Origin of the sequence: Pseudoalteromonas sp. TB41, assembly GCF_000497975.1 — a bacterium.
Classification (GTDB): domain Bacteria; phylum Pseudomonadota; class Gammaproteobacteria; order Enterobacterales; family Alteromonadaceae; genus Pseudoalteromonas; species Pseudoalteromonas tetraodonis.
This window is the reverse complement of sequence record NZ_AUTH01000095.1, coordinates 20,684-37,141: the sequence shown is the minus strand read 5'-3', so window position 1 is coordinate 37,141 and position 16,458 is coordinate 20,684. Positions and strand designations below refer to the sequence as shown.

General features: G+C 37.0%; 17 protein-coding genes. 6 read left to right on the top strand and 11 right to left on the bottom strand.

Annotated features, from left to right (window positions below):
* The first annotated feature begins 77 nt into the window (after positions 1-77).
* Positions 78-1,258 (top strand): IS3 family transposase gene (locus tag L641_RS0116510; RefSeq protein ID WP_086007400.1). Its coding sequence is split into 2 segments (ribosomal slippage): positions 78-336 and positions 336-1,258, totalling 1,182 coding nucleotides; the frame shifts between segments, so codons are not numbered across the junction.
* Between the two features lie 3 nt (positions 1,259-1,261).
* On the opposite strand, the gene L641_RS0116505 is transcribed toward L641_RS0116510, so the two are convergent.
* The 4 genes from L641_RS0116505 to L641_RS0116490 all read right to left on the bottom strand — a co-directional run bounded on the left by L641_RS0116505 (position 1,262) and on the right by L641_RS0116490 (position 4,185).
* Positions 1,262-1,591 (bottom strand): hypothetical protein, encoded by a 330-nt coding sequence (locus L641_RS0116505; RefSeq protein WP_024602483.1) that lies wholly within the window; start codon positions 1,589-1,591, stop codon positions 1,262-1,264.
* Between the two features lie 112 nt (positions 1,592-1,703).
* Positions 1,704-2,081: a hypothetical protein gene (locus L641_RS0116500; protein WP_024602482.1), complete on the bottom strand. Its 378-nt coding sequence runs from the start codon at positions 2,079-2,081 to the stop codon at positions 1,704-1,706.
* 125 nt (positions 2,082-2,206) lie between these two features.
* Positions 2,207-3,598 carry an N-6 DNA methylase gene (locus tag L641_RS0116495; RefSeq protein ID WP_024602481.1) on the bottom strand — a complete coding sequence of 464 codons (1,392 nt, stop codon included), beginning with the start codon at positions 3,596-3,598 and terminating at the stop codon, positions 2,207-2,209.
* Positions 3,595-4,185 (bottom strand): hypothetical protein, encoded by a 591-nt coding sequence (locus tag L641_RS0116490; RefSeq protein WP_010365361.1) that lies wholly within the window; start codon positions 4,183-4,185, stop codon positions 3,595-3,597. The genes L641_RS0116495 and L641_RS0116490 overlap by 4 nt, the downstream gene beginning before the upstream one ends.
* 123 nt (positions 4,186-4,308) lie before the next feature.
* Between L641_RS0116490 and L641_RS0116485 the strand changes: the two genes are divergently transcribed.
* From L641_RS0116485 to L641_RS0116470, 4 genes are read left to right on the top strand one after another with little or no spacing between them, the layout of a single operon-like run.
* Positions 4,309-4,941 carry a hypothetical protein gene (locus L641_RS0116485; protein ID WP_008465531.1) on the top strand — a complete coding sequence of 211 codons (633 nt, stop codon included), beginning with the start codon at positions 4,309-4,311 and terminating at the stop codon, positions 4,939-4,941.
* The gene (locus L641_RS0116480) at positions 4,934-6,883 is read left to right on the top strand and encodes a hypothetical protein (RefSeq protein WP_024602480.1); all 1,950 of its coding nucleotides are present in this window, start codon (positions 4,934-4,936) and stop codon (positions 6,881-6,883) included. Before L641_RS0116485 ends, L641_RS0116480 begins: the two co-directional genes overlap by 8 nt.
* A complete protein-coding gene (locus tag L641_RS0116475) occupies positions 6,876-7,904 on the top strand; it encodes a TniB family NTP-binding protein (RefSeq protein ID WP_024602479.1) in 1,029 nt (342 codons plus the stop codon). The genes L641_RS0116480 and L641_RS0116475 overlap by 8 nt, the downstream gene beginning before the upstream one ends.
* Positions 7,904-9,577, top strand: coding sequence for a hypothetical protein (locus tag L641_RS0116470; protein WP_024602478.1), 1,674 nt, complete (start codon positions 7,904-7,906; stop codon positions 9,575-9,577). Before L641_RS0116475 ends, L641_RS0116470 begins: the two co-directional genes overlap by 1 nt.
* A gap of 398 nt (positions 9,578-9,975) precedes the next feature.
* Here L641_RS0116470 and L641_RS0116465 read toward each other — a convergent pair whose 3' ends face one another.
* From L641_RS0116465 to L641_RS0116440, 6 genes are all read right to left on the bottom strand, one after another.
* Positions 9,976-10,401 carry a DUF1090 domain-containing protein gene (locus tag L641_RS0116465; protein WP_024602506.1) on the bottom strand — a complete coding sequence of 142 codons (426 nt, stop codon included), beginning with the start codon at positions 10,399-10,401 and terminating at the stop codon, positions 9,976-9,978.
* 27 nt (positions 10,402-10,428) lie between these two features.
* Positions 10,429-11,397, bottom strand: coding sequence for an ATP-dependent 6-phosphofructokinase (locus tag L641_RS0116460; protein ID WP_024602505.1), 969 nt, complete (start codon positions 11,395-11,397; stop codon positions 10,429-10,431).
* Positions 11,398-11,589: 192 nt separating this feature from the next.
* The gene (locus tag L641_RS0116455; RefSeq protein ID WP_013464932.1) at positions 11,590-12,162 is read right to left on the bottom strand and encodes a tRNA-(ms[2]io[6]A)-hydroxylase; all 573 of its coding nucleotides are present in this window, start codon (positions 12,160-12,162) and stop codon (positions 11,590-11,592) included.
* Positions 12,163-12,236: 74 nt separating this feature from the next.
* Entirely contained in the window at positions 12,237-12,869 is a 633-nt protein-coding gene (locus L641_RS0116450) for a sulfotransferase (protein WP_024602504.1), read from the bottom strand.
* A gap of 6 nt (positions 12,870-12,875) precedes the next feature.
* Positions 12,876-13,775 carry a transporter substrate-binding domain-containing protein gene (locus tag L641_RS0116445; RefSeq protein WP_024602503.1) on the bottom strand — a complete coding sequence of 300 codons (900 nt, stop codon included), beginning with the start codon at positions 13,773-13,775 and terminating at the stop codon, positions 12,876-12,878.
* A gap of 6 nt (positions 13,776-13,781) precedes the next feature.
* On the bottom strand, positions 13,782-14,150 hold the full coding sequence (locus L641_RS0116440) for an MAPEG family protein (protein ID WP_024602502.1): 369 nt from the start codon (positions 14,148-14,150) through the stop codon (positions 13,782-13,784).
* A gap of 120 nt (positions 14,151-14,270) precedes the next feature.
* Here L641_RS0116440 and L641_RS0116435 point away from each other — a divergent pair, with 120 nt between their 5' ends.
* The gene (locus tag L641_RS0116435) at positions 14,271-15,632 is read left to right on the top strand and encodes a DUF2254 domain-containing protein (protein WP_024602501.1); all 1,362 of its coding nucleotides are present in this window, start codon (positions 14,271-14,273) and stop codon (positions 15,630-15,632) included.
* Between the two features lie 85 nt (positions 15,633-15,717).
* Here the strand turns inward: L641_RS0116435 and L641_RS0116430 are convergent, their stop codons facing one another.
* Positions 15,718-16,428 carry an SIMPL domain-containing protein gene (locus L641_RS0116430; RefSeq protein WP_024602500.1) on the bottom strand — a complete coding sequence of 237 codons (711 nt, stop codon included), beginning with the start codon at positions 16,426-16,428 and terminating at the stop codon, positions 15,718-15,720.
* Between the last annotated feature and the right edge of the window lie 30 nt (positions 16,429-16,458).

Genomic DNA, 16,458 nt, shown 5'->3' with positions numbered 1-16,458 from the left:
TGTAGTGGTACAGTGATTTTGGCCACCCATTAAGAAAGAAATGTTATGCTAATAAGCATACAAATTTGGGTGAAAAAATGACGAAATTAAAACGCGCAACGTATTCTGCGGCAATCAAATTAGAAACAGCTCAGCTTGTAGTTGACCAAAGTTATACTCAAGAAGAAGCAGCCAAAGCGATGGGGGTGGGTAAATCAACCGTCAGTAAGTGGGTTACTCAATTAAAGCAAGAGCGGAGTGGCCAGACACCATCTGCTTCACCAATGACGCCCGAACAAATTGAAATCCGCGAACTTAAAAAGCAAATCCAACGCATTAAATTAGAAAAGGATATATTAAAAAAGGCTACCGCTCTCTTGATGTCCGACTCCCTGAACAATTCTCGTTAATTGAGAAACTAAATCAACGAGAGCGTTACCCAATTAGCGTGCTGTGTAACGTATTCAATGTGCATCGTAGCAGCTATAAATATTGGGCTATACGGGATACAACGCCGACGCCAGAGCAAATAAGGCTAGAAGCTGAAGTTAAAGCCATACATGCAATGAGCGGCGGCTCAGCTGGGGCGCGGACAATCGCGGCAATAGCAACGAACAATGATTTTGAATTGAGTCGTTATCGTGCTGCTAAGCTAATGGTTAAATTAAAGCTTGAAAGCTGCCAAGTACCTCAACATTCATATAAACGCGGTGGTAATGAGCACCTTGAAATTCCAAATCTGCTTGATAGACAATTTGATGTTGTTGAGCCAGATACCGTGTGGTGCGGTGATGTGACGTATATTTGGACAGGCAATCGCTGGGCCTATTTAGCGGTCGTTGTTGATTTGTTTGCACGTAAAGTCGTTGGTTGGGCAATGTCGTTGTCGCCAGATACTAACTTAACGCTAAAAGCGCTTGAACTCGCGTATGAAAGCAGAGGTAAGCCAAGTGGACTGATGTTTCATTCAGACCAAGGTAGTCATTATACAAGTTTAAAATATCGTCAACGTTTATGGCGCTATAAAATTACACAAAGTATGAGCAGGCGCGGAAATTGTTGGGATAATGCGCCAATGGAGCGATTTTTTAGAAGCTTTAAAACGGAGTGGATGCCAAAGGTTGGATACGAAAACTTTAAAGATGCTAAATATAGTGTGAGTGATTATATCAACGGGTATTACAACAACGTTAGGCCACATCATTATAATGCCGGTTTAGCGCCAAATGAATCTGAGGTTAGATACCAAGATTCTAAAGCTGTGGCCAAATTTTATTGACCACTACAGTGCTTCGACTGGAAATTTTGTATCGCCAATCGAATCAAAACCGTCTGATATCTCATTAGCTAATTTAACCAGTGTCTTTCGCGGATCATGATTGAAGAGTGGTTTAAAGTTGGACTCTATGATGTACTGCTTTTCTGTTGTGTTATACGACAGGTTTTTAGGTGCAAGCTCTTTATAAAGAGCTAAATCTCTGGAAGCAGCGGCAGTACCGCATTCGAAGCGTTGGATGATTTCGTTACGCGTTACTGAGCTTGTGAACATCAATTTAAAATCAATGAAAGCGAGACGTTGTTTTTGTGCGTAATTGACGTTTTCTAGTTCCATCTAACTTATTATACTAATTACGTATTTGAGCTAGTGTGTATCATTTTGATAATCACGTCAATGTCCAGATAAAAGAAAAGGAGCAGTTAAGTCCTTTTCGTTTATCTTTTGACTAAGAGAGATATTTCATAATCAAAATATCTCTTGGATTCATCAGTGTTTGCCGCATTTTAAGCCAATCTTGCCCATTTAATGTGACGTACTCTACCTCATTGCAACTCACATATTGAGAGCCGGATTTTGTTATAAATCGAGTATTATGATTAGATGAAATCTGTATCGGTGATGAAATCACAATATCATCATGTGAAAACCTTTGTGTTTCATCAAGCTCAACAAAGCCGTGTAGCACTTGAGCCATTTCTATCAGCTCTCCGTCTAGTTTATCTACCACAGAAACAACGGTTACTTCACGTAAATATGTTTTTAATGTGTCGATCTGAAAATCACTATATTCAGGATTTTCTTGGTTACTATCTATATGTTCCATATCGCTTACCTCTTCTACTTAAACATTAAGTTTTATAGAAGAGGTAGCTAATCTTGTCATTATACAAATATGTATAAAAACAACAGGTTGAGAGTTAATTTGTTGATAATGAATGACAATTACTTTTAAATTTTTTTCATTAATTTGTCGAATAACTGATTCGTGTTACTTTGAATTAAAGTAAGTTCGTCAATTAACTCATCAATCGAAGTGGGATCTATAATCTTTTTGCTTCTGCTTATGTAAGCTGGAACGTTTAAAGAGAAATTAGATTCATTTGTGGTTTCATCAATCAAACTTAACTTTTCAACTTGCCCATTGGTTATTACTTGGCAAATGTCAGGAATGTTTTTCCGTGCAGCGAGAATATTTGCTATTTCATCTTCACGAATTAGTCTGTTGCGCTTGATATCACGATTGAAATAAGAAGATGCATCGATAAACACAATGTCATTTGTTTGTTTATTTTTACGAAGAACTAAAGCGAACAAATCAACTGTTCTTGCACTTATTAAACTAGTTGGTAGCTGAATAACTCCATCAACGTAATTATTTTCAATGAGATATTTGCGAGACTTTGCTTCTTCTATGCGCTGCAATGCGCCTCGTCCAACAAATGCTATCGCTAAGCCAGTTTTATTTATTGACCAAACGAGGTGTTGAAGAAGTGCGTGATCGTTATATTGAGATGAAATTATATCTAGATCTATTCTTTTTGGGTCATAGTGACCACTCAAAGCCCCGCCTTCACAAGACTTTTTGACATCGGAACCAGATGCTTTTCTAACGGCAGTTGGCTCATACAGCGCAAACGCTAAGTCAAAAGTAGAGGGTTTTATAAATGGAGTACTATTGAGTGAATAACTCTGGCTCACTACACAATCGTCATTCCCGGCTAGCACAAACTTGTGTACAAGGTAGTAAGGGTTTTGAAGCAAGCTCTCAGTTGTAAAGTGCCAGTGCGGGTTTAATTGAGCAAGAAAATTGCTTAATTCACCAGTCGATGCCATTGCATCATATACAGCTAATTTCTCATTACTTTTGACGATACTTGCTATCAATCTAGAAAAATCATCGGGCCGCAGTTGAAAATCAAAACCTTTCGCATCACTGTGGATCAATTCAAAGACTTTTGGTTCTTGCAATAATTTGAGAGTTTGTTCGTATAATGTAATTGATTCGAAACGCGTCAACTTACTTAAGTCAAAAGCTTCATGTATTTCATTGAATCTACTCAGGAGCTTATTGATTTTCTCATCATTCAAATGCGCTATTGCTTGTTTTACAACTAACTCTTCTGAGTCAGTGAAATCAAATTTTTCCACGTCAATCGATTTAATATCGTCAGAAACCAGAAGTGATTCTAAGAAATTTTGATATTTCCCATCCTCTATATTGGCGAGCAAATCGATAGTTAGAAGCGCAAGAAAAGAAAGTCTTTCATCTAAATTAGCTGGCAACAAATCGCTGCCTTTATAAGCTTCTACATATTTTATTGTTAGTTCATTGGTTATCATTGCTTCACCATCTCACTTATTAACCCGGCTACTTGGTTTTTTCTTGCTTCTATTAATTGATGATATTTTTCTAATTCAGCATTGACGTTTAATACGTACTCGATGAAATCACTACCACTTTCGTCAGTCAAATCTGGGAGCGGCATCTTCTCTAAGATCCCTTTACCAATAGTACTTTGATAGTTACCACCTGAATTTGCTTCTATCCAATCCTTTGAAAAATTGGTTTCTAAATAAGATTTTAAAAATAAGCTAGTTACCGTTGAAAATTCCGACTTAGGTTTAACAATTAGAAAATGTTGAGTACATATTAGTTTATCAGGCACATCATTAAGCAATACAAGATGCTTTTCTCGTCCTTTAGTGACCATGATTAGATCACCGTTGTTTAAACATTCAACTTTCCTTGAAGTATTTATTTCAGTTTCTGTTAACTTGTCAAAATCTAAGGTTGCTTCGCCTTTATCAAAAACAATATCTCCTATTTGGATCACCTTAAAGCCCATGTCGGCAGCCTTTTTAATGGCTCCACGAAAAGACCTCCCAGTAGAAATATCCGCGTATTTTGAAAGCTGTTCAATTCTCATTTTTTTACCGACCCTAAATTACATACTGAGAAATGTAGCAAAACAGCTTGACAAATTCAAAACATTTGATCAAAACTATTAATACACCCTGAGGAATGTAGCATATAATTAAGGAGGTGCAACATGGTGTTTCCAAAACAAATTCGATTTTACGGAAAGAAAAAAGCGACTTACTTTAACTCTATCCAAATGAGAAAAACGTTCAGACCTGAAAGCAGCTTCGAGACTAGTTTCATGCTGCAACAAGAGTTTGATGATGATGTGTTTGCATGGGCTGGTCAGGCTCAAAGCTTTGTTTTTAATATCAAAGGAAAAAATACTCGCTATACCCCGGATGTTGTTAGAAAACGAAGAACGCCTGAAGGTGACGTGATCGAATTCATTGAGTTAAAACCCAATATCTTTGCCAATAACGAATCGGTCTATACCAAACACCAACTATTGAGTGAACAATTTCTAGATCTGTATAACCGTCCTCTTTCAGTTCATACTGAAGATGATTTTTATAAACCTATCAAAGCTGAGAACCTTGCGCGTTTCTACCAATACAGAGCTTATGACTTTTCACGCTATGATTTAGATTTAGCTTTTACACATTTAACAGATGTTAAATGCGTTGGTGACTTGTATGAGATGTGTTCACGTTTTAATGCATCACCTGCTTTCGCTCCGGCACTAATCGCTCAAAAAAAAGTTCATATTGACTTCGAAAAACCATTTTCTTTGGATCTGCCATTGGAGGTGAAGTATGGCTAGAGGTATCACACTTAGTTCTCTTCAAGATAAAAAATTGGAATACATGGGAAAAAAAGCTGTTGTCAGAGCTGTAAATGAAGCTACTCAAGAATTATTCATTGAGCGCGAAGGTCATCACATGTTCATGCGACCTTTTGTAGATTTATTGGAAGAGATCAAGAAAGGGAAAATCACAATTATTCAGGAGCTTGCTAAGGCTCCGTCTATGCAAGGAGCAACTAGTGAACAACTGCTAGAAATCAATCGTAGAGAAAAGTATTTCTATGCCATGTTGGCTAAGAAATATCCGACCAAAGATGTAGAAAGATTAGTTGAAGATATCCAACGAGAAGCTAACGATACCATAGGTTACGCCCGTTCAACCTTGTGTAAGGATTTTAAAAAATTTAAAAGGGATGGTTATAGCGCAGCTCCACAGGTTTTAAATAACAAACGAAATCGTGACGCTGGATTGACGCAAGATGTGGATGATTTGGTGTGGGAATATTTATACAAACACCACTTAAAAGAAAATGGTAAGTCAGTTGCAGCTACACAACGTTTATTAGCTATGAACTATGAAGAACTGGGCTATGAGGGTAATGCTCCATGCGCTAAAACTCTTATGCGCAGAGCACGGTCATTAGGTCCCTATGAGTATGATCGCCTTCGCTATGGCGAATCATACGCAAAAAACAAATATAAACAAAAATTAGAGAAGTACGACATCACGATTCCACTAGATCGCGTAGAACTCGATATGGCTCACTTTAACGTTGGCATTGTTAAGTTTGTTAACGGTAAAAAGTACTATCGAGGAACTGTTTCGATGGCGCTTGTATTTGATGTTGGTACGGCCAGTTTATTAGGTTATGCCATTCAAGTAGGCAAGAATAAAGAAGCCTCTAGCTACGTTGTTGCCTCAATTCATCATGCTATTAATAGAAAACCAGACCCTACTTATATTCAACACGGGTGTATGCGTTTAGCGGTCATGGATGCTGGTACAGCCTACCGCTCAGCAATGACCAAAAGTTTATTACAAAAGATTCAAGGAGTATTTGAAACAACCGAAGTAAGAAAGCCATGCTCAAAAGGGTTTGTCGAGAATTTTGTGAATCGCTTGAGGTTAGAATTTTTCCAAGGATTAGAAGGATATTGTGGCCCTTTCGATCCAAGCCGATATTCCGAAGCAAATATCAAGAAAGACGCAAAATACACGTTTGAACAATTCCATCAAAAATTTACCAACTATGTTCGTGATTACCATAACTCGCAATTAAAAAGGTTGCATGGATTAACACCTAATGAAGCATGGATAAAAGGAACTGAGGTTTACCCGGTATTAGAGCCTTCTGACATTCCTGAGCTGCGAAAATATAGAGGATTGGAAATAGATGTTACTTATAACATCAAATACGGCACTACCTATGACTATCAGTATTTCAATTCGCCAGAGTTGAAAGCGATGTATGCAGAGTACTGCATTGCAACTGAAAAAGATTTTATGCCTCTGACTCTGCTGGTTGATCTAAACGATGCTTCTTCAGTAAGCGTAGTTGTACCGAGAATCGTCAGCCCGAACCCTGATGAAATCGTTTTACTTAGTATTCCAAACACTAATCGATCTGCTTTTGGTAAGTCATTTAATGAATTGAGTGTTATTGAAGGCCGTTGCGAAGTGCTAGACGGGGCTACAACGTTTCTTGAAGACCATAACTTATCTGGGTATCGAAGTACGCCAAAGCATGGCGATCTCATTGATATCACTCATAGCCAAGATTCTGATTTGTCAGAAGACGAAGTTAACACTGAAATTGATGAAATCATTAACTCTGCTGGCGTTGATTTTAAAGCCGAAGAGCAGCTAGATGATGAAGAACTAAAGTCGAGTGATGAACAGACTAACAAGCATTTTGATGATGCTGAAAACAAAAAACTAGGAGTATCAGTAGATGATTAAAAAACAGAAATTTAAGATGAAAGAGGCAGCTTTAGAATTCAAAAAAATGCGATTTGATATGATTTTGCATAAAGACGCGGAACAAAAAGTTATCGATCTTATTAAGATAAGTAACGATGAAGCTAAAGTTCGCGCATTGTATGGTAATTCTCATACGGGCAAATCAAATTTTCTTAAAAATTTCATTAAGAAGCACGCAGACGTAATTGATCAGCATAGCGGCATAAAAGATATTGTTCTTGTACGACTCTCTTCTGGTGTCACGCCAAAAGATTTTTGTGAAGCGATATTACTTCAACTTGGTATAAAGCCCAAAGCAGGAACAAAACAGCCTCAACTAGAGAATCAAGTTATTGAAGTATTGAAAAATATTGGTATTGAGTTACTCATTATTGACGAAACTCAACATGCACTACCAAATAAAACAAACTCGAAAACCACCCAAAAATTGGCAGATACTATCAAAAATATAGTGGACGAGAGCCATGTTCCGATTTTGTTATGCGGGATCTCATCTATTTCTAAGTTAATTGAAAACAATTTTTCTAGAGCTTCTGAAATGCAACTAGAAGAAGAGCAACTATTTAACAGAACATTGCCCCCGATTGAATTCAATACAATTGAATTGTCCGACAAAGATACAATGGCTGCCGTGATGCAAGGTTATACGATGATATTCGACAAGTTGCACCGCCAATATAGGATATCGATCATCAAAATGACCTCAGCAAAATTTCAAGCTGCGATGTGGGCATCTAGCGAAGGTGTTATTGGCAGAATGGCATTGGTTTTACAATGGGCTATTGAGCTAGCCGACGAAGGGCAACAAATTGACTTTTCTGTACTTGGTAAAGCTCATGATGCTATAGCTACGGGGGGATGGGATAAAAGCGGAATTAACCCATTTACATGTAGTGAAGTTGATTTAAATAAACGAATTACTACGATTAATAAGTTTTCTAAACGCGCTCGTCTAAATGCCTTAAACAAAGCTAAGGCTAAAATGAAGGAGACTGCGTAATGCTGCCACTTAGATTAGATTTTTGTCCAACAATACATCCTGCATATTACCTTCTTAAAGTGGCTAGTTTGCATGGCTATGCTGATTTAAAAGATATGGTGAATGCGCATGGATTTAGATTTCCTAATAAGTTAGATGGCAACCTCGAAAGTTATAATCAAATCATTAAAGAAACGACTGGTATTGAAACCAACACCAAAGAGTTAGAAGGCTTTGAGTATGATAAAAGCCGCTACTTAACATCCTTAATTTATACTGGTGTGAACATTTGCCCGACCTGCCTTGATGACGGACATGTAAATTTTGACAGTCGTTATCTAACAACTACATATTGTAGTGTTCACCAGTGTAAAACAGTGCAAACCTGCAACCATTGCGGTGAGGAGCTTCAATGGGATAATGCACTACTGAAAGGATTGTGCAGTCATTGTGGTAACAAACTTCAAACGCAATATTCCGAAACTTCAGCATACATAACGTTTATGGAAAATCTTGATAAGGCGATGTTGCCACTCTTTTTAGATGACCTTTCACTTGCTGTTGGTTTCGTTCTAAGACCTTTTGATATTGTCCCGGAACGCGTTAACCGTAATGCCCTCAAGACATGGGACCACATTTTTGAGTCAGCATTCTCATTACTCACAAATGTAAGAAACATACAGAACTGGTTAGCAAATATACGAGCAGATAGCCGATTTACTGATTATCGTTCTAGATATGCAGGGCCAAGGTTCCTGATCAGAAATACAAAGATGGAATGGCCCATCCTTGAACAAGTACTAGCGGAAACTAACATAAACGAATGCTTTTTTGTAGCAGAGGAATTATCTGCTATCAGCCCCAAGAACTTCGGCATTAAGCCAAGTTGGAAAACTAAGGGATTAAGCGACACGGAACAAGATGAACTTGCACAGTGTAAATGTTCTGTGGATACGTTAGCTGATATATTGTCTTGCAACGTAAATGAAGCAAATTCGATTATTACAAATGGGTTTGTGAAAACTCTACGCGCAGCTAAAGCTGGTGTAACAGCTCAAATAGATATAAGAGAGTTAAGCACAATCGTCTTAAAGGTTGATTTTCAAGGTAATGGAACCTTCGCTCATAACCCCTTAAGTAACGATTTTTTGAAACTGTTTTACTGTGACTTGGCAGACGTATTCGAAATGGTATGCAAAACTCCTCAAATATTTACTCAGTCGAAATCTACAGATGGTTTTTTCAAAAGGCTGAAAGTTAACGATACAAGACAGTTTTTAAATACAATCCTTTCTAAATATAAAAGACGATTTGACGAAAAGATAACTGAAGTCGAAGCAGTTGCTTTATTTGGCTTTACTCAAAAAGACCTCAAGGCACTTTGGCAGCAAGAATTGGCCTATTCACTACCTTGGCAGCAAGGAGCTACTTATTTTCGAATCCGCGATTTAGAAAATATTGAAAACAAGGTATTCAATCTAAAGCGATACTGTTTAGTTAGAAATATTGACTTTGATAAGCTTAAAGCCGAAATGTCAAAAAATAATATCGATCCAATTGTTGGTGATTCTTTCTATCAATGTAAGACCCAAGTGGTTACCTATATAAAGGAAGGGAAAATTATCCAGCCAATTAGAACCTTTAAAACTAAAAGGTTGAACAACTGGCCATTTCAACAAATCCACTCAGCCTAAAACTCTCTATATATAAGTGGGCTAAAAATAATAATAATCGCCCAGACTCCAAACCAGAATCACAATTTATACCTTTTCATGTTGCAATTCTAACATTCTTGCCGTAGATTATTATTAGATAAATTAAATAAAAACAGTTGGTTATGAAATAAATCTCACTTTATGAGTCGCAAGACCCCAAGAGACTCAGCTTAAGTGTCCCAAATGGGATTTTAGGATCTCGCCTTAACTGTCCCAGCCCTTTAATCTCAAGGCTGTCTGATCTCAAGTTATGAGTCTTTTTTCATATCGGCAATTACGTCACTTATAAACGCGGTTTTTTAGCCCTTTTATCGCATATTATTTATATTTAGTAATATGCTCTACTTTATTAAATATAAAAACGCTGTAATGACATTTTAATTAATCAAACTATTTAGCTCATCAATTAATTGCTTAAGCTGTTTAGTTTCGTCGTTTAGCTTTTGCTGATACTTTTCAACTTTGTCATGCTTACCTTGGCGCTTAGCTTTTTTAAGATCGGTTTTATATTCTTCAATTTCGCTATTGGTATCATCTATTTTTTGTTGTAACTCTGCTTTTAATCCATCCTGGGTGCAGTATTCGTTTATATTATTGAGTGCTTTATTAAGACCTGCAGCTTGGTGTGAATTACCTTGGCGTTTTGCAGTTAATAACTGGTGGTTAACTTCACAGGCTTTTTTCGCACACCCCGTTAAATCTGCACAATCATCTTTGGCCAATACGACTGTTGAACCGGCAAATAAAAAACTTATTGTAATACCTTTAATAATCGTCATTTTAGAGTTTTTATTATCTCGCATTGGTCATTATTCCTCTTTAATTCATTGTTAGCGGCAAAATACAGATAACAGCCCTTGCAGCTCTTCATTTATAACATGTTGTTTTACAACATCTTGCATAGGAGTATTTGATACTTTGTTATTTAAAATACCCACCATTTTAGCGCTTTCTCCAGCAAATAAAGCCTTAACACTGTGTACGCCTAATCTTATTGCTAACATACGATCCGCTGCAGATGGATTACCGCCGCGTTGTAAGTGCCCTAGCTTAGTTACGCGCAAATCTATACTGGGATTAACGGTACTTATTTTCTCACATATATGCTCAACGCCAATTTCATCACCTTCAGATACCACCACAATAAAAGCATGCTCACTGTGATAATCGCTAATTTTATCCACTAAATAAGTTATGTCTTCATCACTTTCAGGTATTAATATCGAATCGGCGCCAGAGGTTAAACCGGCATAAGTGCCAATATAACCAGAATCACGTCCCATTACTTCAATAACAAACACCCTATTATGTGATTCTGCAGTATCTCTAATATTATCAATACATTGCATTGATGTGTTTACTGCCGTATCAAACCCTAAGGTGTAATCTGTACCCGCAATATCATTATCAATAGTGCCTGGAATGCCTATATAAGGTATGTCAGTAATTTGTGATAAACATAAACACCCTCTAAATGAGCCATCTCCACCTATCACAATTAAAGCGTCAATATTATTATGTTCAATTGTGGCTAGTGCTTGATTTCTACCGGCATCACCTCTAAATCTTTCACTACGCGCTGTTTTTAACACAGTACCACCTAAGTGCATGGTTTGTTGTAGGTTTTTGCAATCAAGTGTCACTAAGTCATTATCAATTAAACCCTCAAACCCTTTTCGAACGCCCGACACTTTTATTCCGTGTTGTTGAGCGGTTTTTACTATGGCAAATAATGCGGTGTTCATCCCTGGCGCATCGCCCCCTGAGGTTAATACGGCAATGTGTTTAATTGGCTGCATCGGTTCACATCCTTCGATAAGCTAAACTTTAATAATTCATAATAGCTGTTTATGAGTAGGCTGTGTAAAGTAAGCGCAGTAAAGTTGATCTACTTAGGGTTTATTTGATTGTTTAATCAGTATGAAGGGAGCAATAGTAACTTGAAAAGTTGGTATGTTGCTTTTGCTTTATCAAACAACATACCGTAATTTTTAATGAAGAGCCGCTGTAAAAGGAATGTTTTTACAAATTTCGGCTTCTATTGTTAGTAACTCGTCTAAGCGTTCGTCAACTTCTTGCTTATCAAAGTATTCGTAGGCGAGTTCCACAAATAAATTTTTATGTTTTTCTTCTGATTTCGCAATTGCGACATAAAAATCTTTTTCTTTTCCTTCAGGTAGTGCCTCGGCAACTAAAGAAAAACGTTCATGTCCCCTCGCCTCAATTACCCCACCTACTAATAGTCTGTCCATTAAAAAACCATCACGACCATGCCTAAAGTGTGCACGAATTTGTTTAATGTAAGGGTCTTTTTTATCATCACCCAAATTAGTATCGCGTTCAATTAATAGTTTAAGCACTTGTTTAAAATGAATTAACTCTTCAAGAGCTAAGTCAGTCATGGCTTTAACTAATTTACGCTTATCCGGATAATGTGAAAGCATTGACATAGCCATGCCAGATGCTTTTTTCTCAGCAGCGGCGTGGTCTTGTAAAAATGTTTCGAAGTCGGCTAAAACAACTTCGGTCCATTCAAATGGCGTGTGGTATTTTAATTCAAACATAGGGATACAACTTATAAAATAATGCGTGGATTTTAGCGTATTTAAAAATAAAAATCTTTGATCGCGATTTAAATTTAACTTTCATAAGGCAAAAACTTATCAATCCGCCCTTTCGACGTTGATTCAATTTTTAATGGGTGCTTTATATCATTCCATGCAGTGACTTTACCGCCCATGTTCATTTTTTCAAAGCCAGCTAAGCTGCTGGTAATATTTAAAAACTCACATAGCTTATTAAAACTCTCGGGATTTGCTATGTCAATGGCTAAAAAATCATTAGGCCGGTCAGCAAAATAAGCATTAGCACTATTAAAATGAGTGTTATAACAATTAGTTAAATATTCATCCTGATTAATGTTTTCGAGTGAAAAATCACTAAACGTATTTAAGTAACAGCGCTTTAAATGAATATTAAAGCCCCCATCAGCACGCGTTAAATTAGTATGCATACGCAGTAAAAGCTGTTTGATTGAAGGCAGCCACGCGCTAAGTTCTCGCTTTAAATATACAAATTTAGAACCTGGATAATATTTATCTAATGTTTGATAATCGTTAAATACAGGTGTGTCTGCGATAGCCACCGCATTTTCAAAACAAGCGTTAGTGTAAGCAGTATGGGCAGTTGGTATACCAAAATCTAAAAATGCATTACATACGCTAGTCGTCCCAGTGCGTGGTAAACCAATAATAAATATTTTTTGTGTCATGGCGTTTTAAATGTCTTTTTCTGAAAACCAAAGTGATGCATCATTAAGGGGTGTTAATGCGGGTAACTGATTGTTTTTTAATTTAATGATAATTTTATTTTTTATATCTGCATGCTCAATCGCACTGCGATGATAAGCCTCAAACAAACGATCAAACTCACCGTTTTTACGCATAATAGCTAAGCCTTTCTCAACCGCTTTCGCTATTTCGGGCTTTTCTTTACTAAAAAAGAAGTAGATTGCACTTGGGTATTGCAACAATAAGTGTGGCACTACAGTTAGGTTGGCGCCGGCTTCGTCTTTAAAGGTATTGAGCTCAGTTTCAACCTCTAACACAGAACGAGGAAATACATCACCTCGGCCTTTTATCAACATATTAAATAACGAACTATATTCGATTGATGTCAATACAGTTAAGCCGATATCCTGCAGTATTTGTGTGTCAGGCCAATCATGCCCTTGAATAAAGTGTATGCTTTTAAAGTCGCTAAGGGTCTTGATGTTTAATAAGGTATTCACTTTATCCTGTGTAGTTACCAAAACACGCCACCCATATAACCCCTTAAATATAGGCACTTTAACGGGTAGTAATTGTTGCTCACGCTGTTTAGAGGTCATGGTCCAAGCTACGTTTATTTCATCATTATGAAGAATTTGCTTTAACGCGCGGCTCTGTGGCATCGAAATACTTGAGGGTTGTAATGTAAAATTTTCTCCGCTGAATTGCAGAGCTGTTCTTAATAGTACTAACGGATATAATATTTCATCTTCACCAATGCGCATTGTTTCGGGGTATACAACATGCAAACTAGAAACGGTGTTTTTGCTATTATTTTCTATTGCCCATGCAAATGATGTCAGCGAACTGAAAAAATAAACATATGTAAAAACAATAGCTAACCGCATAATCGTTTATCTACTTAAAAGTAATAACACCGCGCTTACTATCACAATAGCAAAGGTGATCATCATGCTCAATCCACGTGCCTTTAAATTATTGTTAATAATGGCAGAACCATGAACAACACGGCTGATAAATAATAAACCGCCTAGCGCATGCACATAATGACTTGCTAACCCCTGATACTCCAATAAAAAAACTAAAATTAAGCTAATGGGCACGTACTCAATAAAATTACCATGCGCTCGGGTTGCACGTTCAAGCGCGGTATTACTGCCATTACCTAACGAAATCCCTTCGGCTTTACGTATTTTTATAACATTAACACTCAAATAAATATAATAAAGGGCCAATAAGGCCGCATAGCTCGATATGATCACAGTATAGTCCATTTAATTTTTCAGCAATAATAACACATAAGTTAAGCGGTAAATCAGTAGTTTTATCATGAACTATGCTAGAGTAATTTATACATTGGAATAGTAATAAGTAAGGATAATATGTATTTAAGAACAAAAATCACCAATCACTATCGTGAAATAATAAACAGTATTGGCTTTTATCCCTCACTCCTGTCAGTTGCGTTTTTAATTTTTGCTGTACTCACTATGTCTGTTGAGTATTTAGCCCCTATTGAGCAAATTAAATCATTAATCTCATTTGTATTAGTAGACAGTGCAGAAAACGCACGAACCATATTAAGCACCTTAGCTGGCAGTATTATTTCGTTAACCGTATTTAGTTTTTCTATGGTGATGGTGGTTTTAAATGCGGCCAGCGCTAGCTTGTCACCCAGAGTCGTTCCTGGGCTTATTACCCGTAAATCGCATCAAATGGTATTAGGGTTTTATTTAGGCAGTATTATTTATTCTATTATAATGCTCATTAATATTAATAAGTTAGATAACGGAAATACGGCAATACCCTCATTAGGGGTACTCTTTGCGTTAATTTTTGGTTTGATTTCTTTGGGCTTGTTCGTTTTTTTTATTCACTCTATTTCAAAAGCAATTCAGGTTGATAACGTATTAAATGGTTTATTTAGACAAACCAAACAAGAGATCCAAGACATCATCAACAAACAAGGCGATAACCCCGTTGATAACTTTCCTGAATTTTCAAATTGGCATTCAATAAAAAGTACTACTGAGGGTTACTACAAAGGGGTTCACACAAATAAGCTGTGTGCTATTTTGGCTGAAGAAAAAATAGAACTTTTTATTACCGTTAAGCAAGGTTACTTTACCGTTAAAGGCTACCCGTTCTTAAAGTGTAATAAAGACATTTGTGAAAACGAAGAGTTAATAGAGAAAATTTTAGACTGCTTTATTTTTTATATAGAAGAATACATTAGCGATCATTACCGTTATGGATTAACCCAAATTTCTGAAATTGCTGTAAAAGCAATGAGCCCAGGGATTAACGATCCGGGGACAGCGGTTAAAGCTATTGATATGCTGAGTATTTTATTGATTGCTCGCCTAAAGATTAATGCGATTAACTACGCGTGTTATCAACCAGAAGAAGCCCCTTTACTCTATTTTCATGAAACCAGTTTTGATGAATTACTGCACGATAACTTCACTCCTTTGCGCAATTATGCCAAAGCAGATGCCTATGTAATGACCAATGTTATTGAAGCATTTAAAAATATTTTGTTTATTGCCAACGAGGATGTTGAAGCTCGAAACAGTGTGTTTAATTATTTAGGTGCCATTGTTGATGATATTAATCAGCACATTTGTAATGAGTATGACCGACGAGAAATTAGAAATATGCTACAAGCAATAGTGCGAATTAGTGAGTTACAAGGTAAGCAGTTGGTGGCACGTTTTGAGCAGCACCGACCTATTAGCGAGTAAGCTCTGTAGAGCTATTTATTCTGCCGAGGGGCAAAGAGTTATCGCCCTCGGCAGCGCCTATTTGGCATTGAAAGTTCATCAAACCCTAATCTATATAATAAATTGCATAGCTTGACGCGCTAATTGTAATTTCACCCGCATGATAGGCATCAGGGACATAATTACCAGGTGCACTGTCTGCCATCATTACTTTTTCACTGCGCATGTACGGTGTAGATGGCATATCAAGCGGGGTTAACGACGCGCTATATAAGCCTTTTAACTCTACATCAAAGTCGTCACTTAGCTCTTTTGCCGCGACTTTGGCTTGTTTAATTGCCATTTTTTGTGCTTTTTTATGCAGCTCATCGTAGTTGCTAGCTAAAAATTGCGTTTGTCTAATTTCATTAATGCCATTATTAACTAAGCTCTGTAATAATTCAGGGTATTTATTAATTGCAGAAAGTTTAATGGTGAGCGTTCTTGATACCTTAAAGCCAGTAAACTCTTGTTTACCTGTTTCACGATTATATTGGTTATCACGGTATATAGAAATTTGACCGGCATTAATATCCGCATCATCTACCCCTAGTTTTTTTACTAAACTTATTGCACTGGCCATAGTGGTATCGGTTTGTTTTTTTGCGGCAATTAAGTTTTTATCTATTTCAGTAATACCCACTGTTAATAAAACATGATCGGGCATAGTCGTTACCGATGCTTCACCTTTTACATAGATATGAGGCTCTTCTGGGGCATTAGTTGCATAGGCTGACGTGCTTAGCAAAGCAGCCGTTAAAATCGAAAGTGTTTTCATAGGTCTATCCTTTTAAATTGATTGCCTTAG

Coding starts and splice junctions, on each gene's coding strand:
- L641_RS0116505 (WP_024602483.1), bottom strand. CDS start 1,591: ATGGAACTAGAAAACGTCAATTACGCACAAAAACAACGTCTCGCTTTC.
- L641_RS0116500 (WP_024602482.1), bottom strand. CDS start 2,081: ATGGAACATATAGATAGTAACCAAGAAAATCCTGAATATAGTGATTTT.
- L641_RS0116495 (WP_024602481.1), bottom strand. CDS start 3,598: ATGATAACCAATGAACTAACAATAAAATATGTAGAAGCTTATAAAGGC.
- L641_RS0116490 (WP_010365361.1), bottom strand. CDS start 4,185: ATGAGAATTGAACAGCTTTCAAAATACGCGGATATTTCTACTGGGAGG.
- L641_RS0116485 (WP_008465531.1), top strand. CDS start 4,309: ATGGTGTTTCCAAAACAAATTCGATTTTACGGAAAGAAAAAAGCGACT.
- L641_RS0116480 (WP_024602480.1), top strand. CDS start 4,934: ATGGCTAGAGGTATCACACTTAGTTCTCTTCAAGATAAAAAATTGGAA.
- L641_RS0116475 (WP_024602479.1), top strand. CDS start 6,876: ATGATTAAAAAACAGAAATTTAAGATGAAAGAGGCAGCTTTAGAATTC.
- L641_RS0116470 (WP_024602478.1), top strand. CDS start 7,904: ATGCTGCCACTTAGATTAGATTTTTGTCCAACAATACATCCTGCATAT.
- L641_RS0116465 (WP_024602506.1), bottom strand. CDS start 10,401: ATGCGAGATAATAAAAACTCTAAAATGACGATTATTAAAGGTATTACA.
- L641_RS0116460 (WP_024602505.1), bottom strand. CDS start 11,397: ATGCAGCCAATTAAACACATTGCCGTATTAACCTCAGGGGGCGATGCG.
- L641_RS0116455 (WP_013464932.1), bottom strand. CDS start 12,162: ATGTTTGAATTAAAATACCACACGCCATTTGAATGGACCGAAGTTGTT.
- L641_RS0116450 (WP_024602504.1), bottom strand. CDS start 12,869: ATGACACAAAAAATATTTATTATTGGTTTACCACGCACTGGGACGACT.
- L641_RS0116445 (WP_024602503.1), bottom strand. CDS start 13,775: ATGCGGTTAGCTATTGTTTTTACATATGTTTATTTTTTCAGTTCGCTG.
- L641_RS0116435 (WP_024602501.1), top strand. CDS start 14,271: ATGTATTTAAGAACAAAAATCACCAATCACTATCGTGAAATAATAAAC.
- L641_RS0116430 (WP_024602500.1), bottom strand. CDS start 16,428: ATGAAAACACTTTCGATTTTAACGGCTGCTTTGCTAAGCACGTCAGCC.